Origin of the sequence: Legionella sp., from assembly GCF_965140895.1 — a bacterium.
Classification (GTDB): Bacteria; Pseudomonadota; Gammaproteobacteria; order Legionellales; family Legionellaceae; genus Legionella.
Genome location: NZ_CBCSKT010000045.1, coordinates 1 through 23,363, shown reverse-complemented (window position 1 = coordinate 23,363; position 23,363 = coordinate 1). Strand labels below are relative to the sequence as shown.

The following is a 23,363-nucleotide window of genomic DNA, read 5'->3' as shown; positions in this document are numbered from 1 at the left end:
AAATACTGTAAACGAAATGTCACCTGTAGATGTGGAAGGATTATTTAATAGTCTCTTCTCTTTATTTTTTACAAAGTATTCCAAGCGTTTTTGGAAGGCATCTCGTTGTTGGGCATCATTAATTACAGTACTTGAAAGAGTTTGTACCGCTACTTGCAATGTTGATGTGAGCTTTCTGGTTTTCTCTAACTCATCTTCTAGTTCTTTTCTTTTAACCGTTAACTCATCAATTTGTAGTGTTAATAACTGAGTACATCGTTCATGCTGCTGTTTTAACGCTTCTATTTCATTTGCAGTAGTTTCATATTGTTGCTGATTAAGTACCAAATCCTTTTTTAGCTCTTCAGCCCTTAGTTCTAATTGCTCTTTATTTTGTCGTAAATGCTTCTCTGTGATCATGTAGCTTTCGATTTGTACGCTAAGATCATAGGTTTCATCAGATAGCTTATTGATATTAAGTGTCAGTCGTGTATTTTCTTGCTGAAACTTTTCAACCTCAGACGCTAGTTTTTGACGGATGATGTCTAAAGACTGAATGGTTAATACCAGCACATCGGCGATCTCAAAAACACCTTTTTTAAGTTTTTCTGTAATTATTTTCGTGTTTTCATAGTGATCTTCAAATACGACACCACTGGTAATATAGGCACCGGCACTTAAACCACTTAGTGTAATAAGAAAACCAACATTGGCGGCAACCCCAATAACTAAAGTAGGGGTTGTAACTAAAATTCCACCAAAAATCTTTTCCCATAAGGACAAGCTGCCCCAATATTTAGTGATTGATGTGAGTATGCTTGGGTTTTGCTCTAGTGAGTCAATAATAGCATCCAAGCTGTTTCTGACTTGGATCAACAGCTCATTTGAGGGAGCAATTGATTCGAGCCCTTTAGTGTTTTGATCAAAAGAATTTGGGTCTAATATGATTTTTCTTGCTGCATCAGAAAATTGCAATTGTGCAAGCACATGTTCTGCATTTTGTTTTTTTTGTTGTAACCCGTTATCCGCCTGTACTAACTCTGCAAGCTTGTGTCCTGTCGTTCCCATAGCTCACTCCCTATTGTTAAGAATTTCCATATAATGACTATTTTTAATCACAAATTCCCAGAGAAGCAAGTAAAATATTATATTTTATATACTCTGTTAATTTATAGGTAAGGCAATGCAGGTTGGGCCAACTGTATTTGTTGTATTCTCTTCGTCCCACGGATTTTCCCCATGCTCCATGAGACATTGCTATCCCTGGCCCAGCGTAGGGTTCGAGGAACCCTCATTACGCTGCGCTAATACGGGCTACATCGATATTATAGCGATAATTCTTTTGAGAAATGTTCCATTTCTATGGATAATTTTTCACATTGTTCTGCGAAAAAGCCTGTTTTTCTCAAAGCATTTCCATGCATAACTAATGAATGGGAATAGCCAAATGAAGGCAAATATAAGATGATCCCTAATATCATTTCCATGATTCCCGCTATATTAATGAGTTTCGGATGGTTCACCTTTAGTTCTTTAGCCAGCACCGCATAATTCTCGATGGACTTTTCTGTAGGTGCCATGAGTAGTTCAGCGGTGCGTGAAACCGCTTCAAGTAACAGACGCTTTCCATGGATATTTATATCATCTAGAGCGTTTATCATGGTAAATAACTGATTAGCATGCTCTTTAATCACTGGGTTTATTGAGGAAAATTCGAGTAGCTCTCTTTCTTGCTTAATCCGAATAGGGAGTAATTCTTTGACACGTGAATGAGGGCAATTCATATCACGCCAATAAATTAGCCATGATATGCGTTGCTCTGTACCTAATTCTTTATAATGTGCATTAACATAAGCATCTAAAGCGTTCCATATAATTTGTCGGTGAAAATTCATCCCACGTCCTTTGACCATGGCTGCTGCGGCATCTAAAGAACGTTCAAACTCATCTTTGGTGAGTGGAGCATTAGCTTCAAAAGACTTGAGTAGATTAAAATAGGTAGAGGATACAGCGCCCCGATCAATTGCATCTTTGCATGAAAAATTATAGCTCTGTGGTTTGATCGTTCTAATAATATAGTCTGTTAGCTCATATTTTATAAAATGAACCCAAACAGCTTGTTTTTGTGCGGTTGATAATTTGTTTTCCGGGAATATTCCTTGTTGTTCAAAACTTTTTATCAACAGCCTATTTAGCTCCGCCTGTTCATTTTCTGAAGTCTTAAATAAGAGTGTTCTGGCTTTAGGACTAATATATAAATCAGAAACCCCACTTTGATGTAACTTACCTTCCGCAATCTCAAAAAGCTCTTTAAACACAGAGTCATAGGAGTGTTCATCATCAGTAATTTGATAATTATGGGAAGCCATTATTCCTTCATGTGCAGGAAGGGTAATAACCATTACTTTTAATTCAGAAACATCCCCTAGCTTATGGAGCGCAAGGGTTAAATCACGCTCTTTAGAACCCACAATGTTTAAATCACTTCGATGATAACCTAAATTATTAAAGTAAATATGATTTATTCCTTGTGATGATTCTTTAGCATTGATTCTAAGCCAGCGTATAAAGAGGGGGCTTACACGTTCTTGTCCATTGTGGCGTTGGGCTTGGGTACTAAAACGATATTCAACTGCATCATCAGTAGTTTTATAGGAAAAATTTTTAATTGTTGGAATATTTGTAGAAAATTGTGGCTTAAAATTTCGTGAAAATAAAGAGAAGAGACTATTAAATAATCCTTCCACATCTACAGGTGACATTTCGTTTACAGTATTTTCGGAACTGCTTAACTGTTTTCTAATTAACCTACTGGTGTTCGATGCTAAAGGGCGCGCCTGCGACGAAAGCTCATTTATCCATCCTGCTAATTGATGTTCCAGTATGTGGTTATCGTTATGATAAATTGCTTTCACTAATTGATTTAATGCATCATTTTGCTCTTCAGCAAGAGGCTCTTCTTTTTCAATCAATTGCTCTAAAGAAGCAATAATTGATGAGTACAAGTTTCCATAGGGGATGTTTTCATTATAAGCTTCTTCTAGGCATCGTTCTAATTGCTGGAATTCGGGAAGTAATTTCACAAGAGTAGCATTTAGTGCTGGTTTTAATTGAAGAAAATAGGCATAGCAGTTACGATTGTGTACCGCATCGCTAGATAATAATTGGGTGGGTGCCGTAGTGGTCATAAAGCAGACTCCGCTGAACATATTTTCTTCATTATATTGAAAATGAATGCACAATGGAAGTGGGTGAGCATTTCTCCACAAATTTTTATTGTAAGGTAAAATTGTGAAAAATTATAGTTGTCTTGATGTGTGTCATTCTGATTGGAAAAGTATTTTGAGCCAGGCTTTAGACGCTATGGACAAAGATTACTTGCAACAATTAATGGATAATCCTAGTTGGCTTCCGGGGGCTGAGCGTATTTTTGCCGCATTTAGTTTACCTATGACGAATACCCAGTATATTTTGTTTGGTGAGTCTCCTTATCCACGCGAGGAATCCGCGAATGGTTATGCCTTTTGGGATAATGCCGTTGATGGCTTGTGGAGTCCTAAAGGCTTAAGTACACCAGTTAATCGCGCTACCTCATTACGTAACTGGATTAAAATGATGCTGGTTGCACGTGGGGATCTATCTATTGATAATACGTCACAAGAGAGTATTGCGCAGTTGGATAAAAACAACTTAGTAAAAACAGGAGGGCAGCTGTTCCAAGGAATGATGAATAAAGGAGTTTTATTACTTAATGCCTGTTTAGTTTATAGCGAAGGAAAGGTGCCTTATCATGCGCGTCAATGGAAGCCTTTTATGCAAAGTTTTTTGAGCCAATTAGCGGTTATTAAACCGACTATACAATTAATTTTATTAGGCAAAATTGCAGAAAAAATTTCTCAAGATCAATTGCCCGTAGGATTGTGTGCGGAACATCCATATAATGTGAGCTTTATAAGCAATCCTAAAGTGATTGAATTTTTTAAACCCCTGGACTTAATGTCATTATGAATAAATCAACAATAAACGCAGAGGAAGTAAATAAGTTTGCTCAACATGCGAAACACTGGTGGAATCCTGAGGGGCCATTAAAAACCCTACACGATATTAATAGGACTCGCTTAGAGTTTATTGCTCAGCATGTCACGTTAAATGATGCCAATGTTTTGGATGTGGGCTGTGGTGGTGGGATTTTATGTGAGGCGCTGGCAAAGTCAGGAGCGAAGGTTACTGGTATTGATGCCGAGCAAGATGCCATTTACACCGCCCAAGAACATGCGAAAGATAATAAGCTATCAATCGATTACTTTTGTACCCCTATTGAGCAGTATGAAGATAAACATTATGATGTGATCACGTGCATGGAAATGTTGGAGCATGTAGAAAATCCGCACATGGTTTTTGAGCATTGTAAGCGATTACTAAAGCCCAATGGATTTTTGTTTTTATCCACGATTAGCCGTACCTTAAAGGCTTATGCAAGCGCAATCATTGCTGCGGAATACATATTAAATCTTCTGCCCAGGCAAACGCATGATTACAATAAATTTATAAAACCTAGTGAATTGATTGCTATGGCACGGTCTTTTGATTTTGATTTAGTGGATATGAAGGGAATGGATTACAACCCTATATTGAGAACCGCTTCTTTAGGGGCTGATGTGCAGGTGAATTATTTGGTGGCTTTGCGCATGCCAGATACCTCTGCTTAATGTAGCTGGGCTTGTACAGCCCAGCCTACTAACCATGCTGGTCATTGTATGGTTAACTAACAGCCTTCTCAGCATCTTTCTTCTTATTATAACGTTCCTGAAATCTCTGGTACGCGTACTTAGCTTGTTCCGTTGTTACTACATCCACTTCATTTCCATAGATGTCCACACGGGCCGTGTTTTCTTTTTGGCAGCTTAAATAAGAAGGAGAGGCACTGTAATAGCTTAATGCTTCACGAAGTGCTTTCTTACTAAACGGGGGAGAATCCAGGCGCTCATAAAAATCTATTATGTCGTCAAAGATTCCTATTTTTAGTGGTTTAATTTGGCTTCCCTTTTTAAAGAAGGCATTGGGGAAGTGTTCGATTAACCAATCTATAATTTGCAGCTTATCTTTTTTTATTGCAATGTGTTGTTGCTTATCCATCATTTTGCTCTAAAGCGTTATCATTTGCCGAATAAGCTAACATAACCGAGGATAGAATCAAGCTTTGTGTGCAAATTAACCAATATTTGTTGTTAAATTGTAGAACAAAAAAGGCTTTATTGCTCAATGATTTGTAAGAAATGTCTCAATATATGCGTAGAAAATGGCTGATATCACCTGTCTGTAAATTTATCGAGCATAATAACCCCTTGTTTTATAAGGGTTTTTATTAACCTTTAATAAAATCAAAGATTAAAAGTAGTATTTTTTTATATTTTTTGAGGCTTGCACTTCGTTATCACAATTGCTAAATTTAAAACATGGCTTATAGGGAAATTTGAGTCATACAAATGGACTTGAAATCAAACGGATTTGATTTTGTCAGGGATGACTTATAAGGACGGGGCGTTCTTATACGGATGACTGCGAAAAAAGCCAGGTTTAACCTGGCTTTTTTATTCTAGCAAATAATTTCTTAGCCGACTAGATAGCCAGAGCGAGATAAGAATTTCTTATCAGGGAAGTAAGCAAAGATTACAGAACCATTTTTAATGGTATTAATTACGGGCTTTGCTAATTTCTCAGAGATTGCGGGACATCCCCAAGATAAGCCAGCACGGCCAGATTTACGAATGAAGCCAGGCTCCATATACCAGGCTCCATGCATTACAACGCGTCGGTTGTATGCATTGTCATTGAATCCTTTATCTAATCCCTGCAGGTTTAATGAGTATCCTTTGTGACCGATATAGGTTCCTTTAGTAATGTAGGTGCCTAGACTGGATTGCTTACTTGAATTTGTGTTTGAGAATTGGGTTGCATTATTGCCACCAGAGTTTCTGCCATGAGCAACATAAGTATTATATAATAAGCGTTCTGAGTTGAGATCAAATACCCACATACGTTCTTTGTTTGAAGGTAACGAATAATCAATTACTGTAAGTACGGGCTTCTTTACAGCCCCTTTTTTGTTAGCATTGGTGTATGCGGTTAATGCCAGTTTTAATACTTTTTTATCTAACCTTGGCGCTTTAGATGCCAGGTGTTGGAGTTTGGTGTTTATTTCTGTTTCTGTGTTTGCAAAAGATGGCGTACTCGATGTTAAATTACCGGTTAACAGGACGGTTGAAATTAGAGTTAATAATGTATTCATACAGCTCCCTATTCTTATAAAATCACCGTTAGTGGTTCTTTAAAAAACGGTGATTATATTAACAATTGAGGCAATTGTAAAATCACAAGATCTTTCCTTGTCCATAAGGGTGAAATATTATTCAATTCAGGGGCTTAGCAAAGTAAGCAAAAAGAGTATGGGACAATTACCAGACTTCCTGCGTAAAATTTACACAGTTTCAAGGTTAACTAATAGCTCATTTTGTTTGAAATTACACAAAATAGATTATAATTTACACAATGTTTACATTGGATTTGGCACAGTTGTTGCTTTATTGATGTGGCTAAAAATCATATAATGCCGCAAAACTGAGGTGAATTATTCCATTTTTCCTGGGGCTCATCTATGATGTCCCGTTGTTATTTTTAGTTCGGAGAATACTATGCTTGAAAAGCAGACCATACAATTACCAGAAGGGGTACGCGCTGCTATTAATCATGCTTATCGCGGTGATGAGTTATCGTTGATAACAGAACTTTGTGATAAAGCCGATTTAGACACCTCACAATTAGCGGCAATTAAAACCAGCGCAACTAAATTAGTTGAGTCCGTACGCTCCGACCGTAAAAAGAGTACTGGTATCGATTCCTTTTTAACAGAATATGCTTTATCCAGTGAGGAAGGGATTGCTTTAATGTGTTTGGCAGAAGCCTTATTACGTGTGCCAGATAGCGCAACAATCGATAATTTGATTAAAGATAAGCTCGCAGGTGGCAATTGGAAGTCTCATATAGGCCAGAGCGATTCTTTTTTTGTTAATGCAACAACCTGGGCATTAATGTTAACTGGAAAAGTACTAACGCCTGAAAAAGCAGAAAACACATTGACCAAGTCCTTAATGAAAGTGGTTAATCGCAGTAGTGAGGCAGTAGTAAGAACTGCTGTTGATAAAGCGATGCGGATCATGAGTAAGCAATTTGTTAAAGGACGCACAATTAAAGAAGCGCTAACTCGCGCTAGAAAGAAAGAAGCGATAGGCTACCGTTTCTCTTATGATATGTTAGGAGAGGCCGCTTTAACTACCGTTGATGCAGCACGTTATTTTGATGCATATAGAGATGCAATCGAAGCGATTGGTAAAGAAGCAGAGAAAAACTCAGATGTTTATCGACGTCCCGGAATCTCAATTAAATTATCTGCATTACACCCACGCTACAATGAAAGCCAATATGATCGTGTAATGGCTGAGTTACCGCCCAAACTTTTAGCGCTTGCGCGTTTAGCAAAAGAATATGGCATTGGTTTGACTATTGATGCGGAAGAGTCAGAGCGTTTAGATCTATCACTTGATGTGATGGAGCGTGTTTTTGTTGATGACAGTCTGGATGGATGGAATGGCTTTGGCTTGGCAGTACAATCCTATCAAAAAAGAGCATTCTATGTATTAGACTGGGTTGCCGCGTTAGCTCGTAGCAAGAAACGCCGAATGATGGTGCGTTTGATTAAAGGTGCCTATTGGGATAGTGAAATTAAAAAATCTCAAATGCAGGGGCTTTCAGAATATCCTGTATTTACTCGCAAAGTGTTTACCGATGTCTCTTTCCAAGCTTGTGCTAAAAAAATACTCACGATGACGGATGCTATTTATCCTCAGTTTGCAACGCATAATGCGTATTCCGTAGCGATGATTCTAAATATCACTGGAAGCTACCGCGACTTTGAATTCCAGTGTTTGCATGGAATGGGAAGTGAGCTTTATCAACAAGTCGTTCCAGCGAATTGCTATGGAATTCCTTGCCGTATTTACGCGCCTGTAGGAAGTCATGAAGATTTACTTCCTTATTTAGTACGCCGCTTGTTAGAAAATGGGGCGAACTCATCCTTTGTGAATCGTATCGTTGATGATAATGCGCCTATTGATTCGTTAGTTGAAGATCCAGTAGCAAAAGCACGTTCTTTGTTTGGACGCATTAATAATAATATTCCGTTGCCTAAGGATATTTTTGTTCCACGCAAAAACTCCGAAGGTATCGATTTTAGTAACCGTTCTGATCGCGCTCAATTGCAGGAAGTTTTAGCTGGTTTCACTAGAAAGCAATGGACCTCAGGCCCAATGATTGCTGGGATTCCAGAGTCAAGCGAAGCGCAAAAAGTACGTTCGCCACAGCAGGCTGAACGTGTGGTGGGTATGGTGCAGAATGCTTCAGTTAATGATGTTGAAAAAGCTTTATCCGCAGCGGTAACTACATTTTCAACCTGGGCTGACACCCCTGTTGAAGAGCGCGCTGCTTGCTTGAATCGCTATGCCGATTTATTGCAGGAGAATAGCTCTGAATTTTTAGCCCTTGCTTGTCTTGAAGCTGGAAAAACACTGAATGATGGAATTGCAGAACTACGCGAAGCAATTGATTTTTGCCGTTATTACGCCCAGTTAGCTCAAGAAATTTTAATTCCAACGCGTTTGACTGGATATACAGGTGAGTTAAATGAATTAAGCTTACATCCACGTGGCACGGTATTATGCATTAGCCCATGGAACTTCCCATTAGCAATCTTTACTGGCCAGGTGGTTGCTGCATTGGTTACTGGTAACTGTGTGATTGCAAAACCAGCAGAACAAACTCCATTGATTGCGGCCTTAGCTGTGAAGTTAATGCATCAAGCTGGCGTTCCCGTTGGCGCAATACAATTGCTTCCTGGTGATGGTGAAACAGTTGGTGCTGCTTTAGTTGCAGATAAACGAATTAAGGCGGTCTTGTTTACTGGTTCTACGGATACAGCGAATTTAATTAATCGTACTTTAGCAACACGTGGTGGAGAGATTATTCCATTAGTTGCGGAAACGGGTGGTCAAAATGCGATGCTGGTTGATTCATCAGCCTTATTGGAGCAGGTCGTTGTTGACGCGGTGAACTCGGCGTTTGGAAGTGCTGGGCAACGTTGTTCTGCCTTACGCGTGTTGTTTGTTCAAGAAGAAGTTTATCTACGCACTCTAGCACTGTTGAAAGGAGCTATGGAGGAGTTAATTGTTGGAGAACCACAATGGTTAGTTACTGATGTGGGTCCTGTGATTGATAAACCCGCATTATCTGTGCTTAAAGCCCATGTGGATAATATGAAAAAACGTCATGAGGTAATTTACCAGTGCCGTTTGGATGAATCATTAGAATCTGGATATTTTATGCCACCAACAGCACTTGCTCTTGATAGCATTGACTCTTTGGAAAAAGAGGTATTTGGTCCTGTATTGCATGTGGTTAAGTTTAAACGCAAGGATTTGGATAAAGTTATTGAGCAAATTAATGCGACTGGTTATGGCTTAACTTTAGGAATTCATAGCCGTATTAATGAAACGGTTGAGTACATTAGAAAGCATATTCATGCAGGAAACTGTTATGTAAACCGTAATATGACTGGAGCTGTGGTTGGTTTGCAGCCTTTTGGTGGTGAGGGTTTATCAGGTACTGGTCCTAAAGCAGGTGGACCGAACTACTTGGTTAGACTTTGTCATGAGCGCACTTATACGGTAGATACGACAGCAGCTGGTGGTAATGCGAGCTTGATGTCTTTGCCGGATTAATAGGAGTGTAATCTGGGTGCGGGGCCAAATCAGGCTTCGTTCCCGCTAATACGGGCTACGGCTTCTTCTCGTCATTCTGTCCACTAAAAGGTTGCAAGATCAGACTTTATCTCTGAACGTACAAAAGAAGGCTTACGCGCACATGTTGCCAAAGGCATTAAGCTTGGCAAACCCAAAGGCATGTGAACCAATTGAGTGCGATGTGTGTAATATCTGTCATTAAATTGTGGTTGTTAGCGGCTAGATCCCATATTAAAAAATTTGGTTCTATCGAAATTATTAAAGAAGATGACAGACTATTTTTAGTCTCTCTGTATTTAGATGACAAATTTACGTTATAGTAACATTTATGTATCCTTATTAATGGATTAATAAAATGCCAATAGATTTTCTTGATCGCGAAGAATTACAAGACATGATATTTCAGTTAGAACAATCTCTTTATAATCACCAACAATGGTACAATTCAATTATTCGTTCTCTTATTTGTAAATTGCCTTCTGATCGGCATGATACAAATGCCGATGCACATAAAGAATGCCGATTTGGTCAATGGTATTATGAAACCTCTTCTGAGAAACTACGCCAACACCCTGGATTTATTGCATTAGGTGAAGAACATCTACGTATACACAAAATAGCTACCAAATTATTGGTTACAATAAATAATGGTGGCACGGTGTCCTCTTATGATTATGACAATTTTGCTAATGCTATAGAAAAAATGCGACTTGAAATTTCTGTTTTGCAACGAGAGATGAGTGAATTGCTCTATAATCGTGATGCACTTACAGGTGCTATCAATCGAATTAGCATGTTGCAAGTGTTGCGAGAGCAACACGCATTAGTCAAACGGAACATTCAATTATGCAGTATAGCGATGTTAGATCTGGATCATTTCAAAACGGTTAATGATCAATACGGACATACTGCCGGTGATTATGTCTTAGCAGGAATATCTCGCTTTATTATTGAGAATATACGTTCTTACGACAAATTTTTTCGTATCGGTGGTGAGGAATTTTTAATTTGTTTTCAAAATGCCGACACACAACTGGCTTTTGAAATGGTTGAACGTTTGCGCATTGGGATTTCTGAAATGCAAATCAATGTTAATGAAAATCAATTTATTAATATCACAGCATCCTTTGGCATTTCATCAATTGAATCAGATAGTTCCATTGAGCAGTCTATTGAATACGCAGATAAAGCTCTTTATAAAGCAAAAAATGGAGGAAGAAATAATACGCAAATTTGGAGTTAATCGTTAAATTTAAATCCTATAACTAAAATCGACCACCTTAGATTATTATTTAATATGTATAAATTTATTTCATTAGCTTTTATGGCTAAGATAGGGTTATTCACTTATGTATTTTAAGCGATATACTTCTAGTAATAAATGAACATTTAATCAGAAAGAAAATAATGAATACAGTACGTGTTTTTTTCGCCATTCGTTCACCTAAGTCAATAGACGAGCCATTAAGGCGTATTTTGGAGCGTGCTCGAGAGGTATTTCCCAAGCAAACACTTAGATGGATTGATTTAGAACACCTGCATTGTACTTTACAATTTATTAATGCCATTAGCCAAGAGCAGATAGCCGTGCTCATAGAGTGTGCTACTACCTTAGTAAAGAATCAGCCTTCATTTTGGTTGCACTTAGGCCCATTAGAGTGGTTTCCAAGCCTGGAGCATCCTAAAATTCTTTCGTTATCTGTAGAACCTCAAGAAACACTAAAGCGGTTGTCTGAGAGCCTCAACCAGATTCTTGTTAAACTGGGATGTTCTGTTGAATCTCGTCCATTTCATGGGCATATGTCTATGGGGAGAGTGCTAAAGCATAATCTACCCAAAGATGGGATAAAACAAATCAAGAACGCTACGCTTTCTCCTGTTTTAATTGATAAAATTTATCTTATTGAAAGTCGGCCCGCACAAGGAGCGCGTTTATATTGTACTTTAGCAGAGTTTAATTTAGCTTAATTTAGGTTAATATAGGATTTTTAAACGATAAGGAACGTCAATGTTACGGATATTATTTTTATTCACGCTCTTATTTTCTTCTTTATGTAGTGCGCAAGAGAAAGAAATTGCTATTACTATAGATGATTTGCCCCTGGTTGCTTCGCAAATGAATACCCCTGGTAATAAGCAACGATCCACGGAACGTTTTGCGCAAATCATACAGGCATTCCAAAAGTATAAAGTTCCTGCCACTGGCTTTGTTATTGCAGGAGCGATTGAAAAAGGGCAATGGGAATTTCTTGAGCAATTTCGTCAGGCAGGATTCATGCTGGGAAATCACACTTATTCGCACTATAACTTGAATCAAATGAGTGCTGAGAAATACATTGGTGATGTTGAGCGTGCCGATAAGATTCTTACGCCGATTATGACGAAGCCTAAATATTTCCGTTATCCTTATCTGGCTGAAGGAAATAAAAAGACCAAACAAAAGGTTTATGATTATCTGAATGAGCATCACTATGTCATTGCTCCTGTGACAATTGATAGTAAAGATTATGAATTTAATAAAATGGCGTATGGAGTTCCATTTCGCGCACGAGCAGCTTATATCCAAAAATTAAAAGCGCGTTATTTGGCTTTCATTTGGAAACAAACTCTTTTAGCAGAGAAAAAAAGCGACGGAAAAAATGGCAAACAAATATTGCTTATTCATGCTAATTTGCTCAATAGCTACTTGTTAGGTGATGTACTCGAAATGTATCAAAAAAATGGATATAAATTTATTAGTTTAACTGATGCATTAAAAAATCCAGCCCCAGCACTTAATCTTCCAGCGGTTCATGAACACAAAGATGAAAGTGATAGTGATGGTTTAGAAACTTTGTTAGACGATGAGATGTTGTATATTAATTAAAGGAGGGACCTTGTATGTTAATATTGGCAATCTGTTTATTTATTCTGGCTGCAACTTTTGGTATAGCTATTTTAATCGCTATATTGCAGGACTTGCCGGCGAATAAAATTGCATTGGTTGGACATGGTTTGGTTGCGGGGATAGCGATTGCGACCATGGTGGCTTATTTAATCATTTATGGCCCTGCGCCTTTATTGGTCGCCAGTTTGATTTTGTTTTTGCTTGCGGCAATGGGTGGATTAACTTTATTTACAATGGGGCGTAAGAAGATGAACGTTCCTAAGTTATTAGTCATCATTCATCCTTTGGTTGCGCTGGCGGCATTAGTTACGTTAATTATTTATGTTTTACCATAAGGACCAAGCCTGGCTGCAAACAATGTAAACAACCAGGCTACCTTGTTTTTTATGAATGTTCACAAAGTGTTAAACTTATTTATCTTTGATTAAAGTAGTCAGGTGTAACACCATAAATTGAACAGGCTAATGGGTTCGTTGATTTTTCTTCCCATTTAGGCTCGCTTAATACCTCAATAGCATTTTCATAGCCCGTGTTCATACGTCGCTCTATAACCTCACGTCCAAAATTATAATCTTTGAACGTATGGGCAAAAGGCGAGCCTCGATAGATAATATGTACCACACTAAAGCGTTTTTGATTACCTAATTGCAAAATTTGCTGTATCTGAGGATCGTTTTGCGCTTCAGGTGTTAAATGTTGCCCTAATATGGTAATTGCCGCTTGTAAATTTTGCCGGCTGCTGTAGACGTTAGTTAGCCGGCGAGAATGGCTGGCATAACGAATGTCTTTTTGTCGCTCATCCACCTGATCCATGTTCTTGGGTAATTCGCCTGTTAAACTAAAGCAATCCACAACAAAACACAAAGTATCTTCTTCTGGCAGGGCATCAAGTACCGTAACCAGTGGGGTATTCGCATAGATTCCGCCATCCCAGTAATAATTATCACCTATTTTCATTGCAGGGAATCCGGGGGGCAACGAGCAACTAGCCATAATATGCTCCGGAGTAATCGTCACTAATTGATTGTTGAAAAATGACATTTCCCCTGATTCAACGTTTACAGCACCAAGACATAAAGTAACTTCTTTTGAATTAATTCGGTCAAAATCAATTACTTTTTCAAGAGTATTTCGTAACTCAGAGGTGTCATAATAACTTAATTTATCTGGAGTGGCGGTTGTAAATTCATTAGGAGCTATACAACGGGGTTTAAAAAAGCCCTCTAAACCAAACATCATGACATGTAGCGCTGTGACGCTGTTATTTATATGACGGAAATAATCAAAAGAGCTCCATGGTGAAAATTGATCGCTCCATAACTTAGGAACAATCGTATTCCAAAACTCCATTAATTTCTCGATTTGCTTTTCAGGGGGATTTCCCGCAACAATAGAGCTATTAATTGCTCCAATGGATACCCCTGAAAGATAATTAGGGATATAACCACGTTCATGAATCGCCCGATAAGCTCCAACTTGATAGGCACCTAAGGCCCCACCGCCTTGAAATACACAGGCAATTCGGTTGTAGGTTTGTTTTTCGTGTATCGATTTATAAGGCATATTAATTATGCCCATGGCTTGCTTTTGTACCTGTCCTTTAACTTTTTTAGCCATATTTATTGGTCCGTCAATAACTACATTAAGTCAAGTATATACTGATTAAATGATTTTGTAGTAGATAAAGCTCATTTATTGCACATTAGTGGAAAAAAGGAATAGTTTTCAATGTTATCGTTGTTTTCTATGCTGACTAAGTGGGCAATTTTGTTACTATATGCAAATTCTATTTATGCCTTAACTTCGGAGTTTTCATGCAAGAAAAGCAATAAGCAACATCTACTATAAATCACGAACAACGAGGCAGGGCAGTTAAGCCCTGCAAACCGTATTACACTCTATTTCTTAATTTATAATACATAATTGCCAAGGGTTCTTTGGCAAAATAAAGTGTCAGATATTTATTGTTTGCCCAACACATACTTTTTACCGCAGGTGAACCTACAGCGTTAAGCCCAACTTTTTCTGCAGTAAGCATGGCTCTAGGGAGATGGAATGGCTCTGTTACGATGATAATTGAATTCATATGCTTTTCATCTAATATTTTTTTAGAAAACAGCATATTTTCATAGGTTGATGTTGACTCAGACTCAAGCAAAATGTCTTGTTCAGGAACGCCTAGCGACATTGCGATTCTTTTCATTTCCTGGGCTTCATTAGCATTATCTTCTTTATCAGCACCGCCTGAAATCAGCAGTTTAGGTGCGTAATGTGCTTTATATAATTCAACAGCATGTTCAACTCGCGCGACCAGACAAGGGTTAAGTGCATTATCACGATTGATTTTGGCACCGAGTACTAATATTACATCCGATTGTTTTTTATTATCCTGTTCTGCATTTTTGGCAATGTAGACAGCAAGTAGTAAATAAATAACAGCTGGGAACAATAAGATAAGGAAACACAAACGAGTTATTGTGGTATAGTTCATCGACTTTTCGTAGGTTAATTTTTTGCTGTATTTTTGGCGAGAACACTGATTTTTGCAATATATTCGATATAAAAAAAGGGTTATCATGGCTAAAGCTATTTTCAGTCGCTATTTGCTTGTTATGTTTATCTTAGTTTGTTCAATTACTCATGCAGCAGCCCAGGTAAATCCATCCAATGTTAATTTAAAAGCCAAGCATCAAAAAGAAATTGTTATATTAATCCATGGATTAATGCGCACTTCAATGAATATGCGCCCGTTAAAATCTTTCCTGGAAAGTTATGGGTATCAGGTTTACTTATATAGTTATCCATCAGCACGTTATTCGATTCAGCAACACGGCGTTCGTTTGCGGCACTTTGTTGATGATTTAATTGCCAAAAATCCTGGAAAAAAAATTAATTTTATTACGCACAGCCTTGGAGGCATCATTACTCGTGAGGCAGTAGCTAAATTAAAGCCCAAGCAAGTGAGGCACATTGGTTGCTTAATTATGTTAGCTCCACCTAATCAAGGTTCTACCTTGGCGAAAATATCTACCAAAATATTTCCCTTATTTACTTCACCTATAAAGCCCTTGGCCGAACTCAGCTCAGAACAATCATCTTATGTGCATCGTGTTCCCGTTCCTAAAATTAAAATGGCCATAATCGCCGGAAAATACGATGCTAAAGTCCCCCCAGAATACGCCCGCCTGGATGGGCAGATGGAACCTATGATTATAAGTACAAATCATATGGTTATCATGAATAATTCAAAAGTACGTGAGCTTATTCTTCAGTTTCTAGCGGATGGGAGATTTGAAAAAGCAGGGAGACAGTAAACGTAAAAATAGTGCGCTGCACAAAAAAGGTGCTGATTTTTCGCTAATGCATTTGCAATTCTAGTATTCTCAACTATGTTATAACAAGGACCAATTTGAAAAAATTGGATAAAATACATGTGGAGATGCGTCCAATGAATAATAACTACTATAAGCTCAATGGTAGATTATCTCACACAAGTTACTTTATTTTACCCCCAGATTTAATGAATTTTTTGGTGGCAATGGAACGTTTTGCACGTGATCGTCGACAGGAACTCTTGTTAGTACGACAAAAAAGACAACTCGAGTTTGATAAAGGTGTGTATCCTGATTTTTTAGAAGAAACAGCCTCTATTCGTCAAGACAACTGGCGAGTTCATAATACACCCGCAGATCTACAAGACAGAAGAGTTGAAATTACAGGTCCTGTAGATCGTAAAATGATCATTAATGCCCTAAATAGTGGTGCAAAAGTATTTATGGCTGATTTTGAAGACTCAAATTCGCCAACATGGGATAACTGTATTGATGGGCAAGTTAATCTATACGATGCGGTCCGCAAAGAAATAACGTACACCGATCTGCAATCCAATAAACATTACAAACTTAATGAAAAAACAGCGGTTCTTATTGTACGTCCAAGGGGTTGGCACTTAGATGAACCTCACGTACTAATTGACGAAAAACCTATGTCTGCATCATTATTTGATGCACTGACTTATCTCTATCATAATGCAAAGACTTTATTAGAGCAGGGCACAGGACCTTATTTCTATTTACCAAAAATGGAGTCTCATCTGGAGGCCAGGTTGTGGAATGATGTGTTTCTTAAGGCTCAAGAGCTATTAGGTTTGCCACGTGGTTGCGTCAAAGTAACCGTATTGATTGAAACCATTACCGCTGGTTTTGAAATGGATGAAATCATTTATGAGTTACGTGATCATATTGTTGGTTTAAATTGTGGCCGTTGGGATTATATATTTTCTTATATTAAAAAATTCCGCAATCATAAAGAGTTTTTATTACCTGACAGACAACAAGTGACTATGACCAGTCATTTTCTTAGTTCTTATGTCAATTTATTAATTAAAACCTGTCATCGTCGGGGGATACATGCCATGGGTGGTATGGCGGCGCAAATTCCTATAAAAGGGGATGAGCACGCGAATCAAGAGGCAATGGAACGTGTCTATGCCGATAAACGACGAGAGACTCTTGCTGGTCACGATGGAACCTGGGTTGCACATCCAGGCCTTATTCCTGTAGCACTTAAAGCTTTTGATGAGCAAATGCCTGCGGCAAATCAATTATCGAAAATACCTGAAGTATCGATTACAGCGCAGGACTTATTAATGGTTCCTTCTGGAACGATTACTGAAACAGGTGTTCGAAACAATATTACGGTCGGGTTACTTTATGTCGAGGCATGGTTAACTGGTAATGGTTGTGTTCCTATCCGTAATTTGATGGAAGACGCGGCTACTGCAGAAATTTGCAGAGCACAATTATGGCAATGGTTAAAGTTTTCAGCTTCATTAGACAATGGAGTAGCGCTTACTGTCCCCATGCTTCATCAGTGGTTTGATGAAGAGTACAACATGGTTATACAAAGTCGTAGTACCGATGAAGCAAGTTCAAAAGCGTTAAAAAATGCCAAAGTATTAATGGAAGAAATGATATTCAAAGAAAGTTTTGATGATTTTTTAACCACAAAAGCTTACTCCCATTTAATTTAGTCAAAGGATCATAGAATGAAAATCCAAGAGCAAATTGATGAATTAAAAAATGATTGGAAAGATAACTCCCGCTGGAATGGAATAACCCGCACATACAGCGCAGAAGATGTGGTTAAATTAAGACCATCGCTTAAAATCGAGTACAGTATTGCGACCCATGGGGCCAATAAGTTATGGAAGATGTTGCAACATGATGAGCTAGTAAGCGCTTTAGGTTGTATGACCGGTAACCAGGCAATTCAAGCAGTACAAGCCGGATTAAAGGCTATTTATTGTTCAGGCTGGCAAGTTGCTGGGGACCAGAATAGCTCTGGACAAATGTACCCTGATCAAAGTCTCTATCCCGTTGATTCCGTACCTAACTTAGTACAAGCAATTAATAATGCGCTACGACGAACTGATGAAATCCATTGTTTGGAGCAGGATTATTCTATTGATTGGTTTGCGCCTATTATTGCCGATGCTGAATCAGGATTTGGTGGTAATTTAAATGCGTTTGAATTAATGAAGCATATGATTCAGGCTGGAGCTGCTGCGGTGCATTTTGAAGATCAATTATCTTCTGCTAAAAAATGCGGGCATATGGGGGGGAAAGTTCTGGTTTCAACAACTGAAGCGGTTCAAAAGTTAATTGCCGCGCGTCTTGCTGCAGACGTTAAAGGTGTTCCTACCTTAATTATTGCACGTACTGATGCTAATGGCGCGAATTTAATCACTAGCGATTTTGATGATAATGACGTTACCTTTTTAACTGGAAAACGTTCTAAAGAAGGTTTTTTCTATGTAAAATCAGGCTTAGAACAAGCAATCAGTCGTGGTTTGGCTTATGCGCCTTATGCGGATCTTATTTGGTGTGAAACATCAAAACCAAATATTGCTGAAGCAGAAGAGTTTGCACGAGCAATTCACCACAAATTCCCAGGTAAGCTATTATGTTACAACTGTTCACCATCATTTAATTGGCAAGCTAATTTAAGTGAAGAAGATTTACATACATTTAGAGAACAATTATTTGCGATGGGATATAAATATCAATTTATTACCCTTGCAGGTTGGCACAGTTTGAATCTAAGTATGTTTGAAATTGCTAAAGATTACAAAAAAGAGGGAATGTTTGCTTATTCACAAATGCAGCAACGTGAGATACAACAAGAGAAAAATGGTTTTAGAGCTACCAAACACCAAAGCTTTGTCGGCACCGGCTATTTTGACGCAGTACAAAATGTCATTATGCAAGGACAAAGTGCGACAACAGCGTTAAATGGTAGTACTGAAGACGAACAATTCTCTAAGTAGTCTTATGCTGTTTTTGTAGCCTGGTTGAGTGCAAATAGACGTTTTCTGAGGTGGGGGATGATTTAACCGTTCTAGTTGACTCTGGCGTGCGTTCTGGATTGGATGTTGTACGTATGCTCGCATTAGGAGCCAAAGCGGTATTGCTTGGACGGGCAGGGGCTTATGCGTTAGCTGCACGAGGGCAAACTGGGGTAGAGCATATGTTGGATCTTATTGATCAAGAGATGAAAGCGGCAATGATATTAACTGGAGTGGGAACAGCAACCGATATTAACCGATGAGAAAGATTGCTCAATTTTAGTCTCAAGGTTACTGAGCTTTGCTTGTAATATAGACATTAAAGCAGGTTTATCATCCACAGTTTGATGCACAGGCGTCATTTGATACTTTTCTCTATACTCGCTGGCAGTTTATACCCTAACTCATTGACTAATCAGGAAATGCTAAATTAAGAAGTAGAACAAGACGGCCAAACTGTTAAAGAATTATTTAATGATTGTATTGAATTAATTGTGCCAGCAGGTCCTTTAACCCACGGAATGCTTACGGATCAGAAAACAGAACTACGTAAATTAATGCTTCAATAATACTAATACTCCTGCATACATAAAAGCATCCAATGCCTTAGGTATCTTACTTCATGAGATGAGAGTGCATATTAACGAATACCTCAATCAGGGATTGAACCTGAGTTAAGCTATAAACTTACTTTTGACGTTTAATTGACATGATATTTGTCGCCTTTGCTTGAGCATTTTCAATTATTCGCTCAGCAAAGAACGTAGTATCTTTAGCGAATAAAACACTTGATGAGCAACGAGTCCCATACTGGCGACTGGGTATATTAACAAAGATTGAACTTAGTGCGCGTTCAAATTCTAAAGGAACTCCTGTTTGAGGTAATAAATGTTCAGGGGCAAAGTGATGATTCTCCAGGATTGGAAATAAAAGGGCATTGATTTCTTTTGGAGTTTGCGCGCATATCAGCTGAGGAGTAATTTTATGGAAAAGATCTTTAGCTTTTAAGACCTTATACCAAGGCGTATCTAATAAATGATTGCTTAGGCCATAGATGCCTGGGCTGAGTTTTTTTATTTTATTTTCTATATTTGAAAAATAAACAGTATCCCGCATGGAGCCTACTAATAAATTGAATCCATTATAACTGTCGGCGCTTGGGATTATCTTGTGTAAATAGTCTTCAGGTGATACTTGGATATTTTCTAATAAAAAGTTCTTTGTTAAAAGTCCCCTTGATAAACGATCCGGATTGTAATGACCAGGATCCCTATAATTGGTGATCAATGAAAAGCGCCCATATTGATTCACACCAAGCCAAGTTCCGCCACTAACTAAATCTTTACCGGAAAAAACACCAGGCGCATCGTCCCAATAATGAGCTGGGGCGGTTGCTCTATTAAAAAACTCATCCCGGTTAGATAAAATAATCAATGGATAGAGTGGGTGCTGTTCAATCGCTATTAATGCAAGGCACATGATGCGTTCAACAAAGGTGAATTATCTTTACTTAACTGTATAGTATATACTGAATTCAATAAAAATTTTGCACGGGTGCTACTTATGGATATTCACTCTGTTGTCGAAAAGCAACGAGCGTTTGCAGCTGCCGGGACAGCTAAGGATATTAATTTCCGCAAACAACAACTGCACAAGTTAAAAAGCATTATTAAAGAAAATGAACCACTTCTTTATCAAGCAATTCATAAAGATATAAAAAAATCGAAATTTGAAACTTATCTCACTGAATTAGCATTGATTTATCATGAAATCGATACGGCCATTAAACGTGTGAGCAAATGGGCAAAAGTCAAAAAAGTAAAAACTGATCTGGCGAATCAACCAGGAAAAAGTTTTATAATCCCTGAGCCTTATGGAACTACCTTAATTATTGGTGCCTGGAATTATCCTTTTCAGCTGACTTTTGCACCACTAGTAGCAGCCATGGCCGCAGGCAATACCAGTATCATTAAGCCAAGTGAGTTACCACCGAACACTTCAGCCGCAATCGCGCAGATTATTAATCAACATTTTGATCCGGCGTATCTTTATGTGGCGGAGGGAGACGCTGAGATGACGCAGGCATTATTAGCGCATCGCTTTGATAAATTATTTTTTACCGGCAGTACCTCCGTAGGGCGAATTGTGGCCAAAGCAGCGGCCGAGCATTTGACTCCAATCACATTAGAACTTGGCGGAAAGAGTCCCTGTTTCGTTTTTGCTGATGCCGATCTGGAGCGTTCCGCACAACGCATTACTTGGGGGAAGTTTTTAAATGCTGGTCAGACCTGTATTGCTCCTGATTACCTTTTAGTTGAGGAGTCAATTTATGAACCACTCCTAGAGGCACTAAAAAAACAAATTGAACAGATTGTTGGTTTGAATCCTCTTGAGAGTGAAAGTTATGTGCGCATTATTAACCAAAAACATGTAGCGCGCTTAAAAAAGTTGATTGACCCTCAAAAATTATTCACAGGGGGACAGGTTATTGAAGAGGAAAACTATATCGCACCAACAATTTTGAAAGACGTTGATTTTTCTGATGAAATTATGAATGAGGAAATTTTTGGTCCTATTTTACCAGTGATTCCCTTTACTGATTTATCTACTGCTCTGCAGGAGATAAAAGCCCGTCCGCGTCCTTTATCGCTTTATGTATTTGGTAAAGACTCAGCGATACAACAACGAATTTTACATGATGTTTCTTTTGGTGGCGGCTGTATTAATGATGTGTTAATGCATATTACCGACTCGCAACTTCCTTTTGGTGGAGTTGGTGAAAGTGGCATGGGAAATTATCATGGTGAAGCGGGGTTTAAGACATTTAGTCATTTCAAAAGCATTTTGAAAAAACCATTTTGGTTTGAGGCACCTATAAAGTATCCACCTTATACGAATCTTAAGTTGAAGATTATTAAGGTATTATTTGGGTAGCGGCTGTAGCTTGCATCTGGGAGGTAGCTCAGCCATATTTTACTATACAATCACAAGGTATGAGTTAAATTCTCTTTTAGCTCAGTTCTATTTGGGGTTTAGGGAAGCAAATTACCATTTTATGCTGTGGCATATTATGCGAATAATCAACCCCTGCGCTATTTATCCAAAACATTCCCACTAAGCTTCCTATTCATCTTTGATTAAATTGATGATCAAATCAACCATAATTTCTTTTTGACCTGGTGCGCTTTGTGCCACAAGCAATGTAATAGCAACTAATGAATTATCATTAATCTTGGGCTCTCCATTTGTCGAGTAGCCACTCCCCATTACTGAGGAGCAGCCCTCTAAGAACGATGCGGGCTAGTTTCCCCGTAATGGGGAGTGGCTACTCGACAATTTTGATTTTTCTCATTTTTTTTAGTCTGGAAATAATCAATTTTTTTGTGTTATATATCAGGATCCGTCAAAACTTTTAGACATTTTGAAAAAAAATGATATTGTAATACTGCATTTTAATTGCTTAGTTGAACTCAATTGGCACGAAGCCTAATGTATATTTTATAAAAAGGATTTTATAAATGAGACAAAGTTATTATAGTTTTTCCATAAAAGTATTTTTATTAATGAGTGCTCTGTATGTGAATGCCTGGGCAGCAGCTCCGACCGCACCCATAGTTTCAAGTGTAACTGGCACAAGTTCTACGGGATATTCCGTGACTGGTACCGGGGAACCGGATACTACGGTGCAAGTAAAGGACATAAACGGTACCGTAATAGGTGTGAGTGTCGTTCAGTCCAACAGTGATTGGGTGGTTAATATTCCCTCAGGGGCTATCGCTGCTAATGAAATTATAGGAGTAACATTGATAAATGCTTTGGGTGACGCATCTGCTCCCACCTTCGCCACGACTCCCCCTGATCCTCTTCCTCCTTCAGCCCCGGTGATTTCCAGTCCTGTCAATAACAGCACAATTAATACTCCGACGACGACTTTTAGTGGTACTGGAGAACCGGGGGCTACAGTCCACTTATTTAATGGTGCAGATCACAGCAATCCTATAGGTTCAGTAACGGTAGCATCTAATGGCACGTGGTCTGTGAATATATCATTGCCTGATGGCTCCTACAGCGTAACCGCAAACCAAACAGATCTGGCAGGAAATACATCACCATTTTCTACCCCGACTAACTTTACGGTAAGTACCGCTACAGGTTCTTCTATAACGTTGAGCATATCAACCAATGTGACTCATTTTGCTTTACCTGGCACACCCATTCTATATAGGGGGCCTGTGGAAGAACCCCCAAAAGTGGGCGTTCTGGTGAAAAGGCCCATAAAATGGGCTGTTTTATTGAATAG

The 23,363-nt window shown here is 38.5% G+C and carries 20 protein-coding genes; 13 read left to right on the top strand and 7 right to left on the bottom strand.

Annotated features, from left to right (window positions below; translation table 11 throughout):
* The coding region (locus tag ACQY7T_RS06090) for a LegC2/C7 family Dot/Icm T4SS effector (protein ID WP_428412050.1) at positions 1–1,047 on the bottom strand (1,047 nt) is incomplete at its 3' end.
* 257 nt (positions 1,048–1,304) lie between these two features.
* Positions 1,305–3,167 (bottom strand): hypothetical protein, encoded by a 1,863-nt coding sequence (locus ACQY7T_RS06085; RefSeq protein ID WP_428412048.1) that lies wholly within the window; start codon positions 3,165–3,167, stop codon positions 1,305–1,307.
* A 103-nt stretch (positions 3,168–3,270) separates the two neighbouring features.
* Between ACQY7T_RS06085 and ACQY7T_RS06080 the strand changes: the two genes are divergently transcribed.
* Together ACQY7T_RS06080 and ubiG are read left to right on the top strand one after the other, a co-directional pair.
* Positions 3,271–3,987, top strand: a complete 717-nt coding sequence (locus ACQY7T_RS06080; protein ID WP_428412047.1) for a uracil-DNA glycosylase — start codon at positions 3,271–3,273, stop codon at positions 3,985–3,987.
* Positions 3,984–4,688, top strand: a complete 705-nt coding sequence (gene ubiG / locus ACQY7T_RS06075) for a bifunctional 2-polyprenyl-6-hydroxyphenol methylase/3-demethylubiquinol 3-O-methyltransferase UbiG (protein WP_428412046.1) — start codon at positions 3,984–3,986, stop codon at positions 4,686–4,688. The genes ACQY7T_RS06080 and ubiG overlap by 4 nt, the downstream gene beginning before the upstream one ends.
* Before the next feature lie 52 nt (positions 4,689–4,740).
* Here the strand turns inward: ubiG and ACQY7T_RS06070 are convergent, their stop codons facing one another.
* A complete protein-coding gene (locus ACQY7T_RS06070; protein ID WP_428412051.1) occupies positions 4,741–5,115 on the bottom strand; it encodes a ProQ/FINO family protein in 375 nt (124 codons plus the stop codon).
* 475 nt (positions 5,116–5,590) lie between these two features.
* Positions 5,591–6,268, bottom strand: a complete 678-nt coding sequence (locus ACQY7T_RS06065) for a murein L,D-transpeptidase catalytic domain family protein (protein ID WP_428412045.1) — start codon at positions 6,266–6,268, stop codon at positions 5,591–5,593.
* A gap of 403 nt (positions 6,269–6,671) precedes the next feature.
* Here ACQY7T_RS06065 and putA point away from each other — a divergent pair, with 403 nt between their 5' ends.
* From putA to ACQY7T_RS06040, 5 genes are all read left to right on the top strand, one after another.
* Positions 6,672–9,809: a bifunctional proline dehydrogenase/L-glutamate gamma-semialdehyde dehydrogenase PutA gene (putA, locus tag ACQY7T_RS06060; RefSeq protein WP_428412044.1), complete on the top strand. Its 3,138-nt coding sequence runs from the start codon at positions 6,672–6,674 to the stop codon at positions 9,807–9,809.
* Positions 9,810–10,185: 376 nt separating this feature from the next.
* The gene (locus tag ACQY7T_RS06055) at positions 10,186–11,073 is read left to right on the top strand and encodes a diguanylate cyclase (protein ID WP_428412043.1); all 888 of its coding nucleotides are present in this window, start codon (positions 10,186–10,188) and stop codon (positions 11,071–11,073) included.
* 164 nt (positions 11,074–11,237) lie between these two features.
* Positions 11,238–11,798 carry an RNA 2',3'-cyclic phosphodiesterase gene (gene thpR, locus ACQY7T_RS06050; RefSeq protein ID WP_428412042.1) on the top strand — a complete coding sequence of 187 codons (561 nt, stop codon included), beginning with the start codon at positions 11,238–11,240 and terminating at the stop codon, positions 11,796–11,798.
* 40 nt (positions 11,799–11,838) lie between these two features.
* Positions 11,839–12,696 carry a polysaccharide deacetylase family protein gene (locus ACQY7T_RS06045; protein WP_428412041.1) on the top strand — a complete coding sequence of 286 codons (858 nt, stop codon included), beginning with the start codon at positions 11,839–11,841 and terminating at the stop codon, positions 12,694–12,696.
* Between the two features lie 14 nt (positions 12,697–12,710).
* A complete protein-coding gene (locus tag ACQY7T_RS06040) occupies positions 12,711–13,052 on the top strand; it encodes a hypothetical protein (protein WP_428412039.1) in 342 nt (113 codons plus the stop codon).
* A 79-nt stretch (positions 13,053–13,131) separates the two neighbouring features.
* On the opposite strand, the gene ACQY7T_RS06035 is transcribed toward ACQY7T_RS06040, so the two are convergent.
* Positions 13,132–14,334 (bottom strand): patatin-like phospholipase family protein, encoded by a 1,203-nt coding sequence (locus ACQY7T_RS06035; protein ID WP_428412037.1) that lies wholly within the window; start codon positions 14,332–14,334, stop codon positions 13,132–13,134.
* Between the two features lie 274 nt (positions 14,335–14,608).
* Positions 14,609–15,208, bottom strand: a complete 600-nt coding sequence (locus ACQY7T_RS06030) for a YdcF family protein (protein WP_428412035.1) — start codon at positions 15,206–15,208, stop codon at positions 14,609–14,611.
* 85 nt (positions 15,209–15,293) lie between these two features.
* On the opposite strand from ACQY7T_RS06030, the gene ACQY7T_RS06025 reads away from it, so the two are divergent.
* The 4 genes from ACQY7T_RS06025 to ACQY7T_RS06010 all read left to right on the top strand — a co-directional run bounded on the left by ACQY7T_RS06025 (position 15,294) and on the right by ACQY7T_RS06010 (position 19,326).
* On the top strand, positions 15,294–16,031 hold the full coding sequence (locus ACQY7T_RS06025) for an esterase/lipase family protein (RefSeq protein ID WP_428412033.1): 738 nt from the start codon (positions 15,294–15,296) through the stop codon (positions 16,029–16,031).
* A 134-nt stretch (positions 16,032–16,165) separates the two neighbouring features.
* A complete protein-coding gene (aceB, locus tag ACQY7T_RS06020; RefSeq protein WP_428412030.1) occupies positions 16,166–17,749 on the top strand; it encodes a malate synthase A in 1,584 nt (527 codons plus the stop codon).
* 15 nt (positions 17,750–17,764) lie between these two features.
* The gene (aceA, locus tag ACQY7T_RS06015) at positions 17,765–19,045 is read left to right on the top strand and encodes an isocitrate lyase (protein ID WP_428412028.1); all 1,281 of its coding nucleotides are present in this window, start codon (positions 17,765–17,767) and stop codon (positions 19,043–19,045) included.
* A gap of 50 nt (positions 19,046–19,095) precedes the next feature.
* Positions 19,096–19,326 carry an alpha-hydroxy-acid oxidizing protein gene (locus ACQY7T_RS06010; protein ID WP_428412026.1) on the top strand — a complete coding sequence of 77 codons (231 nt, stop codon included), beginning with the start codon at positions 19,096–19,098 and terminating at the stop codon, positions 19,324–19,326.
* 424 nt (positions 19,327–19,750) lie between these two features.
* Here the strand turns inward: ACQY7T_RS06010 and ACQY7T_RS06005 are convergent, their stop codons facing one another.
* Entirely contained in the window at positions 19,751–20,542 is a 792-nt protein-coding gene (locus tag ACQY7T_RS06005; RefSeq protein WP_428412024.1) for an NRDE family protein, read from the bottom strand.
* An 84-nt stretch (positions 20,543–20,626) separates the two neighbouring features.
* Here ACQY7T_RS06005 and ACQY7T_RS06000 point away from each other — a divergent pair, with 84 nt between their 5' ends.
* Complete coding sequence (locus ACQY7T_RS06000) at positions 20,627–21,997, top strand: aldehyde dehydrogenase (RefSeq protein WP_428412022.1); 1,371 nt, start codon at positions 20,627–20,629, stop codon at positions 21,995–21,997.
* A gap of 584 nt (positions 21,998–22,581) precedes the next feature.
* Positions 22,582–23,363: Ig-like domain-containing protein (locus ACQY7T_RS05995; RefSeq protein ID WP_428412020.1), on the top strand; the 782-nt coding region annotated here is incomplete at its 3' end.